The following is a 10,827-nucleotide window of genomic DNA, read 5'->3' as shown; positions in this document are numbered from 1 at the left end:
CTGCTTTCCCGCCTTCGTCGCGGGCCCCCCCCCGGACCTGGTCCTCTCCCCGACCCTTCCCTCCCCCCCCCCCCCCCTCTTCCCCCCGGTTGGCCTCCCCCCCCCCCCCCCCCGACCCCGTCCTGTGGCGCGGCCTCACCCGCGTCCAGACCAGCCTGAGCACCCCCGCGGAGGTCCTGGCCGACCCGGACTTCGCGGCCCGCCTGCGGGCCGCTTCCGCCCCGACCGCGGCGGCGGACCCCGCCGGCCCGCCGCCCCCGACCCCCGCCGCGCTGCGACGGGCCGTCGCCGGCCAGGAAGGAGCACGACGATGACGCGGCGCACGAACGTCCTGCTGGCCCCGGTCACGGTCACCCCCACCAAGCCGCTGACCCCCAGCCACGTCAAGGGCCTGCTCTGGACCGACGTGATGTTCCGGGCCACCGCACCGCTCGCGGCGGTGACGTACCGCTACAGCCACACCGCCTACCACGTCACCGAACAGACGGTCGGCTTCTGGGAGCACCTGGACCGCACCTGCGGGGAGGCCGACTACGCCGGGCTCTCGGAGGAGGAGATCGGGGACCTCTACGTCGGCTACCGCGCCGCGGCCCAGGAGCAGAGCGCCGAGGTGCTGAGGCCCTACCGGGACGCCGTCGAGCACAGCGGCTGGGTCCATCCGGCGAGCGAGCGGCTGCTGCACCTGTGGAGCGGCCACTACGAACGGCTCGGGATGCACGACCCCGGCCTCCGGGAGCACCAGCCGCCCGGTCTGGGGCTGGAGGAGATGATCGAGCGGCTCGCCGCCACGGGCCTGGTTCTCGACCAGCGCTCGGGCGGCGGCCCGGTCTACCTCGACCTCACCCGGTACGGGATGCCGCTGCGCCGCATCGTCACCGCCGACGGCCGCCCCAACTACCTGGCCTGCGCCCTGCGCGAGCTGGTGCCGCTGGCCCCCTGGTACGACGAGGTGGTCCTGCTGTTCGACCGCGAACTCGACGCCGACTACCAGTTGCTGAACCGGGTCCTGAGCGGGCTCGGCCCCAGCGTCCGCCGGGTCCCGCTGGGCCGCGTGCCCATCGACGGGAAGATCACCTCGGCCCGGCACGGCGGCTGGCACGGGCACACCCTCGCCGCGCTGCTGGAGGCGGCCGCCGAGGTGTGCGACGACGAACGCGCGCTCCGGCTGGGGATGCGCCTGTACTTCGTCGCGACGCTCGGGCCGGGGCAGGGCCAGTCGTTCCGCCACGACCTGCTGCGGCAGTGCCTGACCGTCGCCGCCCGACTGCTGAAGCGCTCCGGCGACGGGCCGGGCGCGGGCGGCCTCGCCACCGCGCTGGAACCGCACCGGCGCGGCCACGTCTTCATCGACCCCTACCGGCTGACCTGCTCGCTCCTGGGCAGCGGGCGGCCGGCCCCCGATCCCGGACTCCTGACGGCGGTGTACCTGTGACCCCTCCCTCCGACTCCCGCGCCGGCGCGGCCATCGCGCCGCCCCCGCCCTTCGCCCTCTCCTCGGCCGACCTCCTGCGGTCCGCCATGAACCGCGTACGCCTGGCCCGCCCCGAGCTCACCGGCCGGCTCGACACGGCCGGCCCGCGACTCCTGCGGGACGTCCGGGCCGGACACCACGACGACGCCGCCGACCGGGACCGCACGCTGGCCGTGGTCGTGATCGGCCGGCTCGACCTGGCCGCGTGGGTGCGCGAGACGTGCGCCTTCGCCCTCGCCCTGGACCCGGAGGCGGCCGCGTCCTGGCGGCGCGACTTCACCCGCACCGTCTATCTGGCGGGCGCTCCGGCCAACCTCCGCGAGCGGTTCGCCTTCGACCACATCGCCGCGGACGGTTCGGCCGCCTGGGCCGGTCCGGCCCCCGAGGCGGCGACGCACGCCCTGCGCCGCCTGCTCAAGTCCTTCGAGGCGACCCGCGAACTGGCCGGGCGGCCCTCGGCCACCGTGACGGTCCCCGGCCGCCCCGGCCTCCGCGGCGCGACCCACCGGGACCTGTACGTCGCCACCGCCAGGGTGACCGTCACCGAGGCGCTGGTCCACCTCAACCACCTGCTCGCCGAGGCCGTCCTGGACGGGCTGATCGGTCCGGGCGACCGCCTGACGCTGCGGTTCGTGCCCCGGCTGACCGGCCCGGGGCCCACGTTCGCCCGGCTCCGCGTCGACGACGACGTCCACCGCCCGGACGCCCTGCAGGCGTACGCCGGACTGACCAGGGAGATCTGACGTGTCCTCACCGACCGCCGCCCCGCCCCGCCCCCTCCGCCTGGGCGTCCACGGCTCCCCCGCGCTCGCGGCCCGCATCGTGGGCGGCGCGGGCCTGGCGCGGGAGGCGGTGGAGTTCGTGCCCTACGACGTGGGCGAGCCCTTCCGCCCGCTGCGGGCCCACGAGACCGACCTCATGATCGTCAAATACGATCCGCGCGAACCGGACATCGCGCTCAGCCTGCCGGTGGCCCACGACGGGCGGGCCGTGCTCGTCGGGGCCCACCACCCGCTGGCCGCACGCCGCTCGGTGTCGGTCGAGGAGGCCGCCGCGTACGAGGGGTTCCGCTGCCCCGGCGACTTCCCGCCGCACGTCTGGGACCTGGTGGTGCCGCCGCGCACGCCGCAAGGGCGCGCCGTCCGGCGGGTCCACCCGATGACCACCCTCGCCGCCCTGGCCGACCTGCTGCGCGGCACCTCGGCGATGCACCTGTCGTTCCGCTCGCTGGAGCCGGCCCTGCCCGCGGACATCAGGGTCGTCCCGGTGCACGACCTGCCGCCGTCGCCGGTCGCCCTGGCCTGGCTGCGCGGGAGCGAACCGCCGGAGCGCGTACGGCGGTTCGTCGCCGACGCGGAACGGGCGGCGCGGCCGTGAGCGCCGCCCGGCGCGGCGCCGCGCCCATCGGGACCCCGGAGCCGGGGACCGGCCTGCCCGTCGTCCTGCTCCACGCCCTGCCCCTGTCCGCGGCCATGTGGGAGGAGACGGCCCGCGGGCTGCGCGCCCTCGGCCACCGCGTCCTCACCCCCGACCAGCGCGGCTTCGGCGCGGCCGGGCCGGCCGGGGGGCCGCCCTCGCTGGACGCCGCGGCCGACGACCTGGCCCGCGCCCTGGACCGGGCGGGCATCGACCGGATCGCCCTCGCCGGCTGCTCCATGGGCGGCTACACCGCGATGGCCTTCCTGCGCCGCCACCCCGGCCGCGTCGCGGCCCTGGCCCTCCTGGCGGCCAGGGCCGCGGCGGACACCCCCGAGGCCGCCCGGCGGCGCCTGCGCTTCGCCGGGCTCGTCCTCGACGACGCCGCGCGCCCCGGACTCCTCGACGCGACCACCCCGGCCCTGCTGGGCGCGGGCACCCGGACCCGGCGGCCGGCCCTGGCGGCGCGGGTGGCCGGGTGGGCGCGGGCGGCCCGGCCGGAGTCGGTCGCCTGGGCCCAGCGGGCCGTCGCGGCACGCCCGGACTCGACCGCGACGCTCCGGGCGGCGGACGTGCCCGCGGTGGTCGTCATCGGCGAGGAGGACGAGCTGGTCTCCCTCGACGAGGCCCGCGCCACGGCCGCCGCGCTGCCGCGCGGCCGGTGCGCGGTCCTGCCCGGCGTCGGCCACCTCGCCCCGCTGGAGGCGCCGGACGAGACGCGCCTGATCCTCACCGACCTGCTGGCCCGCACGGCGTCGGCCGGGGCGGCCACCACCGCGACGACGGGAGCGCGCTCATGCTGACGGCGGACGACACGGCGTGGGGGTACGCGGCCTCCACCGGCCTGGCCTTCACCCACGAGGAGATCGTGGACCCGCACTTCCGGGCCTGCGCCCCGCACTACCACCGGGCGCTGGCCGGCGTCGGCATCCGGCCCGGTTGGCACGTGCTGGACGCGGGGTGCGGCGGCGGGGCCTTCCTGCCGCAACTCGCGGAGCTGGTCGGGCCCGCGGGGCGGATCTCGGCCGTCGACCTGGCCCCGGAGAACGCCGACCTCGCCGCCGCCCGGATGCGGGACCACCCCGCGCGCGCCCGGTTCCAGGTCCGGCAGGGCAGCATCCTCGACCTGCCGTACGCGGACGGCACGTTCGACGCCGTCTGGTGCGCGAACACCACGCAGTACCTCGACGACGACGAGCTGTCCCGCGCGCTGGCGGAGCTGCGCCGGGTCACCCGGCCCGGCGGGCTCGTCGCGGTCAAGGACGTGGACGGCACCCTCAGCACCGTCCGGCCGGCCGACCCCTACCTCATCACCGACTTCCTCCGCCGCTCGGCCCGGTCGCCGGGGTACGCCCGCCAGCTCCTGCGGGGGCGCGACCTGTACCGGTGGCTGCGCGCCGCGGGGCTGGTCTCCGTACAGCAGCGCACCGTGCTGATGGAGCACCACGCCCCGCTGTCCCCGCCCGCGCTGCGGTTCTACGCCAACGCCTGCGCGCGCTTCGCCGAGCAGGCGCTGCGCGAGGGCGCGCCGGGCGACTGGGCGCCCTTCCTCGACCCCGACGACCCGGCCGGCCCGCTGCGGGACTCGGACGGCTACATCAGCGAGGGCAACGTCGTCGCGACCGGGACGGTCCCCCCGGCGCGCACGGCCCCCGCCCCCGCACACCGGACCGCCTGACCACCCGAGACACCCCGTTCCCCCCACCCATGGATGGAGTCACCATGACCGAGAACAGCAGGAACACCGCTCTCACCCGCCGCGCCACCCTCGCCGGGAGCGCCGCGGTCGGCATCGGCCTCGCGGCCCCCGCCGGCACGGCCGCCGCGTCCGCGGCCACCGCCGGGGCGGGCGGGAAGAACTCCCGGTACGCCCGCGGCCTGGCCGTGCTCCGCGCCACCTCGGGCGAGCGCGGGTCGGCGGTGGTCGAGTCGCTCAAGGACATCGCCCCGGACCTCGGCCGCTTCGTCGTCGAGTTCGCCTACGGCGACATCTACCCCCGCGCCGGGCTCAACCTGCGGGAGCGGGAGCTGGTGACGGTCGCGACGCTGACGGCCCAGGGCGACACCGCGCCGCAGCAGAACTTCCACATCGACGCCGCGCTCCACGTCGGCGTGCGCCCGGTGGAGGTCATCGAGTCGCTGATCCACCTGGTCCCCTTCGTCGGCTTCCCGCGGGTGCTCAACGCGATCACCGTCGCCCGGCAGGTCTTCGCGGACCGGAAGGTCGCCTTCGAGCCGCCGGTGATGCGCGACCCGCGCGACCGCTACGAGCGCGGGGTCGAGAAGCTGGTCGAGATCGACGGCCGCCACGGGCTGGAGGTCATCGAGTCGCTCAAGGACATCGCCCCGGACCTGGGGCGGTTCATCGTCGAGTTCACCTTCGGCGACGTCTACCACCGCCCCTGGCTCTCCCCGAAGCGCCGCCAGCTCGTCACCATCGCGGCCCTCGCGGCCCTCGGGGACACCGCCCCGCAACTGCGCGTGCACATCGGCGCGGGGCTGAACGTCGGCCTGAGCCCGGCGCAGATCGTGGAGGTCCTGATCCAGGTCGTGGCGTACTCCGGGTTCCCCCGCGCGCTCAACGCGATCGGCGTGGCCCGCGAGGTCTTCGAGAAGCGCGGCGTATCCGCCCTGTGAGACCCGGCGCGCCCGCTCCCCCGCGTCCGGGGGAGCGGGCGGCCGGTCGCCGACCAACCGCAGCAGGAGGGGCAGCCAGCATGGAAACGCGTGTCGCCGCGGACTTCGGGGCGCTCGGGGAGGAGTTCGTCCGCGATCCCCATCCGGTCTACGCCGCGCTGCGGGCGCGGGGCCCGGTGCACCGGGTGAGGGTGCCCGAGGGCGCGGACGCCTGGCTCGTGGTCGGCTACGACGCCTGCCGGGCCGCGCTCACCGACCCGGCGCTCTCCAAGTCCTGGGCTGACGCCTCCCCCGCCCTGCCGCTGGCCCGCCTCTCGGCCGGGGAGAACCTGCTCAGCTCCAACCCGCCGGACCACACCCGGCTGCGCCGGCTCGTGGCGCGGGAGTTCACCCCGCGCCGCGTCGCGGAGCTGGCGCCCCGCGTACGGGCCCTGACCGGCGAACTCCTCGACGCCCTCCTGGCCCGGCCGTCCGGGCGGGCCGATCTCGTCGAGGTGCTGGCCTTCCCGCTGTCCATGGGCGTCATCGGCGAACTCCTCGGCGTGCCGCGCCCCGACCGCGACGCCTTCCGCGGCTGGGCCGAACAGGCGCTGAGCAGCCCGGACGGGGAGGTCCGGGCGACCGCCACGGCCGCGATGACGGCCTACCTCACCGCCCTGGCCGACGCGTCACGGGCCCGCCCCAGCGGCGACCTGCTCAGCGCACTCGTCCGGGCCACCGGGGAGGAGGACGGCGGGCGGCTCTCCGCGGACGAGCTCATCGGCATGGCCTGGCTCCTGCTCGTCACCGGCTTCGAGACCACCGTCAACCTGATCGCCACCGGCGTGCTGGCGCTGCTCCTCCACCCCGACCAGCTCGCCGCGCTGCGCGCCGAGCCCGCGCTGATCGACGGGGCGGTCGAGGAGATGCTGCGCTACGAGGGCCCCGTGGAGACGACGACGTACCGCTTCACCACCGCGCCCGTCACCGTCGCCGGGACCACGATCCCCGGCGGCGGCGAGCTGGTGCTGGTCGCGCTGGCGGACGCCGACCGGGACCCGGCGCGCTTCCCCGACCCGGAGCGCTTCGACGTCCGCCGCCCGCCGGGCGGGCACATCGCCTTCGGCCACGGCATCCACTACTGCCTGGGGGCGCCGCTGGCCCGGCTGGAGGCCCGCACCGCCATCCTGGCGCTGCTGGAGCGCTGCCCCGACCTCTCTCTGGACGCCGACCCGGCGTCGCTGCCCTGGCGCACCGGCCTGCTCATCCGGGGTCCGCGGCGGCTGCCGGTGCGCTGGTCGCCGGAGGCTTCGACTCCGTTCGAAGGGCGCTCCGCGGCCATGTGAAAACTTCATCTCGCGGTGGTGACCACGGCACTGTCAGCGATCACGGCGTAGCTCGCACAATCGTCGAAGAACGGACCGAACCCGCTCCACGACGATGCAGAAGGAAACCACCACCATGATCAGCATGTCGGCCTTCGCCCGTGTCGGCTCCACCGAATCCGCACCGCTCGCCGTCGGAACCTCCAGATCCGGCCTGGTGATCGAGCACCTCGACGCCCCGTCCGAGACGTCCGCCGTCCTCTTCTCGGTCTGCGCCCAGACGCAGCTCACGGGTTCGGTGGCCGCGGCCGCCGGACGGCTGGAGGCGTGAGCCCCTCCGCACGGAGGCCGTCGGCAGCGTCGCCGGCGGCAGGCGAGTCGCTGGTGGGATTCAAGTCCCACCTGCGCCCGATGATCGTCCCCGGCGACGCCGCCTACCTGGTGTCGCGGCGCGGAGTCACCGCTCTCAACGGCAGCGAGGCCGAAGTCCTCGTCCCCCTCCTCGACGGCACCCGCACGTTCGGCGCGGTCCACCGGCAGGCGTCGCTGACGCTGGGCGCGGACAGCGCGGAAGCGGCCCTGCACGCCCTGGCCGACGCCGAGTTGATCCGCTTCACCCCTCCCCCGGACCCGGCGGCGGGCGACCGCGGCGCCGAGGCCGAGGCCTACTGGGACCTGGCCGGGCTGGACGGCGCGCTCGCCGCCGCCGACCTCTCCCGCGCCGGCGTCGCGATCGAGGCGCTCGGCGACCTGGACCCCGGCCCGGTGGCCGAGGCCTGCCGGGCGTCCGGCGTCACCGTCACCGACGACGCCTCCACCGCCGGACTCGTCCTGGTCCTGTGCGACGACTACCTCTCCCCCGCCCTGGCCGGGGCCGACGCCCGCCACCGCCGTACCGGCCGCCCGTGGGCGCCGGTCAAGCTCTGCGGGACGGATCCGTGGATCGGCCCCTTCTTCCAACCCGGCTCCGGCGGCCCCTGCTGGCACTGCCTGGCCGTGCGGCTGCGCGGCCACCGCCACTCCGAGCTGCCCGTGCGGCGGGCGCTCGGCCTGGCCGGCCCGGTGCCCCGGCCGCCCACCGGGCTGGCCGCCGGCCGGGCGCTGGCGGCCAACCTCGCCGCGCTGGAGGCCGCGAAGTGGCTGGCCGGACTGCGCCACCGGGAGCAGGGCCACATCCAGGCCCTGGACACCCTGCGGCTGCGCACCACCGCCCACCCGGTGAGCCGGCTCCCGCAGTGCGCCGTCTGCGGCGACCCCGGCCTGGTGGGCCGCCGGGTCGCGGCCCCCTTCGTCCCCGCGCCGCGCCCCAAGACCGCGGCGACCGGCGGGGGCGACCGCGCCCTGACCGCGGCGCAGATGCTGCGGACGTACGGGCACCTCGTCGACCCGGTGACCGGGGTGGTCAAGGAGATCCGCCGCGCGGCCGGGGCCCCCGACTTCCTCAGCGCCTACGTCTCCGGGCACAACCTGGCCATGGAGTCGGCCTCGTTCGCCGGGCTCCGCTCCGGACTGCGCGCGCTCAGCGGCGGCAAGGGGCGCACCGACGAGGAGGCCCGCGCCAGCGCGCTGTGCGAGGCGGTCGAGCGCTACAGCGGGACCCTGCACGGCGACGAGCCCAGCGTGCGGGACTCGCTGCGGGGCCTCGGGCCGGCGGCGGTGCACCCCAACGACTGCCAGTTGTACGACGACCGGCAGTACGCGGACCGGGAGCGCTGGAACGCGGGGCACTCCCGTTTCCACTACGTCTCGCCGCGGTTCGACGAGGAGCGCCCCACCGAGTGGACCCCGGTCTGGTCGCTCACCGAGGGCGCGCAGCGGCTGCTGCCCACCTCGATGCTGTACTTCGCGTGGGGCGGCGCACGGCCGGCGAGCACGCCCGCGGACGGGCTGTGGGCCGACTCCAACGGCAACGCGGCGGGCAGCAGCCCCGAGGACGCCGTGGTCCAGGGGTTCCTGGAGCTGGTGGAGCGGGACGCGGTGGCGCTGTGGTGGTACAACCGGACCCGCCAGCCCGCGGTGGACCTGGCGGCCTTCTCGGAGGACTGGATCGACCGGCTGCGCGAGGGGTTCGCCCGCGCGGGCCGGGAGGTGTGGGCCCTGGACCTCACCTCGGACCTGGGCATCCCGGTGGTGGCGGCGCTGTCCCGGCGCACCGACAAGCCCGAGCAGGACGTGATCTTCGGTTTCGGCGCGCACTTCGACCCGCGCGTGGCGCTGCGCCGGGCGCTGTCGGAGATGGGCCAACTGCTGCCGGCGGTGAGCGGCGTGGGGTCGGACGGAACGGGCTACCGGATCACCGATCCGGAGCCGCTGTCCTGGTGGCGCGGGGCGACCGTCGCCAATCAGCCGTATCTACGGCCTGATCCGGCCGCAGTTCCGCTGGTGCCGGGAGCCCGCCCCCCGGTGCGCAACGCCGACCTGCTCGACGACGTGCACCTGATCACCGAGCTGGTGCGGAGCCGGGGGATGGAGCTGCTGGTCCTCGACCAGAGCCGCCCCGACCTCGAACTGCCGGTGGTCAAGGTCATCGTGCCTGGTCTACGCCACTTCTGGGCCCGTTTCGCGCCAGGCCGACTCTTCGACGTACCCGTGCGCCTGGGACGGCTGGCGAAGCCCACCGCCTACGAGAACCTCAACCCCGTCCCTTTGTTCGTGTGAGTCCGCAACGTCAATCCCCGCGAAATGTTCCTCGCCTATGCTCACGCGTAGCCCGCACCACGGACACATAAATGGGGGATTGACATGCCTGACCGCCCCAAGTCCTCGGACGAGCCGGCGGAGGCGGTCCTGGCCGAGGGAATCCTGCGTCGGAGCCGGGACCTGCCCGCTCCGCGGATGGCCGGCGTCATCCTCATGGTGGCGATCCTCTGCTACGTGGGCCTGACCGCGCTGAACATCCTGAGCGCCGGCATCGAGGGCGCGGGGCTGGCGGCCGCCTTCGGCTGCCTGGGCGCGGTCTTCGCCCTCCAGCTCGTGCACTCGCGGGCGGGCGCGCGCCGGCTGCCGCTCGCCCGGCGGGTGCTGACGCTCGGGGCCCAGGCCCTGTTCACCTATCTCCCGCTCGTCGCGCTGAAGTCGCAGTGGGGGGCGATGGCGGGGTTCCTCGCGGGTTCCCTGCTGCTGCTCCTGCCGGCGCGCCTGGGCTGGACGCTGTACGGCTGCGTCGGCGTCAGTATGCTCCTGCCCCCGATCCTGGAGGGGCGCCCGGCGGTCGACAGCCTCTACCTGGCGCAGACCACGCTGCTGACCGGGCTGATCACCTTCGGGCTGACCCGGATGTCGGAGCTGGTCCGGGTGCTGCACGAGAGCCGCGACGAGCTGACCCGCGCCGCCGTCACCCGCGAACGGCTCCGCTTCGCGAGGGACCTGCACGACCTGCTCGGGTACAGCCTCTCCGCGATCCAGCTCAAGGGCGAGCTGATCCACCGCCTGATCCTGAGCCAGCCGGTGCGGGCGAAGGCCGAGATCGAGGACGTGCTGGCCATCTCCCGCCAGTCGCTGGCCGATGTGCGGCGGGTGGCGAGCGGCTACCGGGACATGTCGCTGAAGGAGGAGATCGTCTCGGCGCGATCGGTCCTGAGCGCCGCCGAGGTGGAGGCGGTGACCGACGTCCGCATGGGGACGGTCAGCTCCCTGGTGGACACGGTCCTGGCCACCGTGCTGCGGGAGGCCGTCACCAACGTGCTGCGCCACAGCCGCGCCGGGCGCTGCGAGATCACCGCCGTCGACGAGGACGGCCTGATGACGTTGTCGGTCGTCAACGACGGCGTGCTGGACGGGTACCGGGACAGCTCGCCGCACAGCGGCAGCGGGCTGGGGAACCTCGGTATGCGGCTGCACGCGGTGGGCGGCGAGCTGAACGTCGACCGGGGGCCGGGGCAGGTGTTCCGGCTGGTCGCGCGGGTGCCCGCCCACGTCGACGCGGCCCGGTCCGCCGCACCGGACGACGAACGGAGCTGGGCCGCGGCGTGACATGACGTACTTTCAGGACATTTATCG

10 protein-coding genes are annotated in these 10,827 nt (G+C 75.6%); all 10 read left to right on the top strand.

Features of this window, described 5'->3' with window-relative positions:
• Nucleotides 1-310 precede the first annotated feature (310 nt).
• The 10 genes from ACZ6EJ_RS15270 to ACZ6EJ_RS15225 all read left to right on the top strand — a co-directional run bounded on the left by ACZ6EJ_RS15270 (nucleotide 311) and on the right by ACZ6EJ_RS15225 (nucleotide 10,800).
• On the top strand, nucleotides 311-1,432 hold the full coding sequence (locus tag ACZ6EJ_RS15270) for a hypothetical protein (RefSeq protein WP_469267488.1): 1,122 nt from the start codon (nucleotides 311-313) through the stop codon (nucleotides 1,430-1,432).
• The gene (locus ACZ6EJ_RS15265) at nucleotides 1,429-2,214 is read left to right on the top strand and encodes a DUF6182 family protein (protein WP_469267486.1); all 786 of its coding nucleotides are present in this window, start codon (nucleotides 1,429-1,431) and stop codon (nucleotides 2,212-2,214) included. Before ACZ6EJ_RS15270 ends, ACZ6EJ_RS15265 begins: the two co-directional genes overlap by 4 nt.
• 1 nt (nucleotide 2,215) lies before the next feature.
• Entirely contained in the window at nucleotides 2,216-2,848 is a 633-nt protein-coding gene (locus tag ACZ6EJ_RS15260; protein ID WP_469267484.1) for a LysR substrate-binding domain-containing protein, read from the top strand.
• Nucleotides 2,845-3,690, top strand: coding sequence for an alpha/beta fold hydrolase (locus tag ACZ6EJ_RS15255; RefSeq protein WP_469267482.1), 846 nt, complete (start codon nucleotides 2,845-2,847; stop codon nucleotides 3,688-3,690). The genes ACZ6EJ_RS15260 and ACZ6EJ_RS15255 overlap by 4 nt, the downstream gene beginning before the upstream one ends.
• On the top strand, nucleotides 3,684-4,565 hold the full coding sequence (locus ACZ6EJ_RS15250) for a class I SAM-dependent methyltransferase (RefSeq protein WP_469267480.1): 882 nt from the start codon (nucleotides 3,684-3,686) through the stop codon (nucleotides 4,563-4,565). Before ACZ6EJ_RS15255 ends, ACZ6EJ_RS15250 begins: the two co-directional genes overlap by 7 nt.
• A 44-nt stretch (nucleotides 4,566-4,609) precedes the next feature.
• Nucleotides 4,610-5,524 (top strand): carboxymuconolactone decarboxylase family protein, encoded by a 915-nt coding sequence (locus tag ACZ6EJ_RS15245; RefSeq protein WP_469267479.1) that lies wholly within the window; start codon nucleotides 4,610-4,612, stop codon nucleotides 5,522-5,524.
• 80 nt (nucleotides 5,525-5,604) lie between these two features.
• On the top strand, nucleotides 5,605-6,849 hold the full coding sequence (locus ACZ6EJ_RS15240; protein WP_469267477.1) for a cytochrome P450 family protein: 1,245 nt from the start codon (nucleotides 5,605-5,607) through the stop codon (nucleotides 6,847-6,849).
• Nucleotides 6,850-6,964: 115 nt separating this feature from the next.
• On the top strand, nucleotides 6,965-7,159 hold the full coding sequence (locus ACZ6EJ_RS15235) for a hypothetical protein (RefSeq protein WP_469267475.1): 195 nt from the start codon (nucleotides 6,965-6,967) through the stop codon (nucleotides 7,157-7,159).
• A gap of 80 nt (nucleotides 7,160-7,239) precedes the next feature.
• A complete protein-coding gene (locus ACZ6EJ_RS15230) occupies nucleotides 7,240-9,486 on the top strand; it encodes a TOMM precursor leader peptide-binding protein (RefSeq protein ID WP_469267519.1) in 2,247 nt (748 codons plus the stop codon).
• A gap of 84 nt (nucleotides 9,487-9,570) precedes the next feature.
• Nucleotides 9,571-10,800, top strand: a complete 1,230-nt coding sequence (locus ACZ6EJ_RS15225; RefSeq protein ID WP_469267473.1) for a sensor histidine kinase — start codon at nucleotides 9,571-9,573, stop codon at nucleotides 10,798-10,800.
• The last annotated feature ends 27 nt before the right edge of the window (nucleotides 10,801-10,827 follow it).

Source organism: Streptomyces sp. NPDC041970, assembly GCF_055588985.1.
The sequence above is the reverse complement of the archived record's forward strand: the minus strand, read 5'-3'. Positions and strand labels throughout refer to the sequence as shown.

Excerpts from the sequence above, each read along its gene's own strand:
- ACZ6EJ_RS15225 (WP_469267473.1), top strand. The coding sequence starts at position 9,571 with ATGCCTGACCGCCCCAAGTCCTCGGACGAGCCGGCGGAGGCGGTCCTG.
- ACZ6EJ_RS15270 (WP_469267488.1), top strand. The coding sequence starts at position 311 with ATGACGCGGCGCACGAACGTCCTGCTGGCCCCGGTCACGGTCACCCCC.
- ACZ6EJ_RS15235 (WP_469267475.1), top strand. The coding sequence starts at position 6,965 with ATGATCAGCATGTCGGCCTTCGCCCGTGTCGGCTCCACCGAATCCGCA.
- ACZ6EJ_RS15250 (WP_469267480.1), top strand. The coding sequence starts at position 3,684 with ATGCTGACGGCGGACGACACGGCGTGGGGGTACGCGGCCTCCACCGGC.
- ACZ6EJ_RS15245 (WP_469267479.1), top strand. The coding sequence starts at position 4,610 with ATGACCGAGAACAGCAGGAACACCGCTCTCACCCGCCGCGCCACCCTC.
- ACZ6EJ_RS15230 (WP_469267519.1), top strand. The coding sequence starts at position 7,240 with ATGATCGTCCCCGGCGACGCCGCCTACCTGGTGTCGCGGCGCGGAGTC.
- ACZ6EJ_RS15240 (WP_469267477.1), top strand. The coding sequence starts at position 5,605 with ATGGAAACGCGTGTCGCCGCGGACTTCGGGGCGCTCGGGGAGGAGTTC.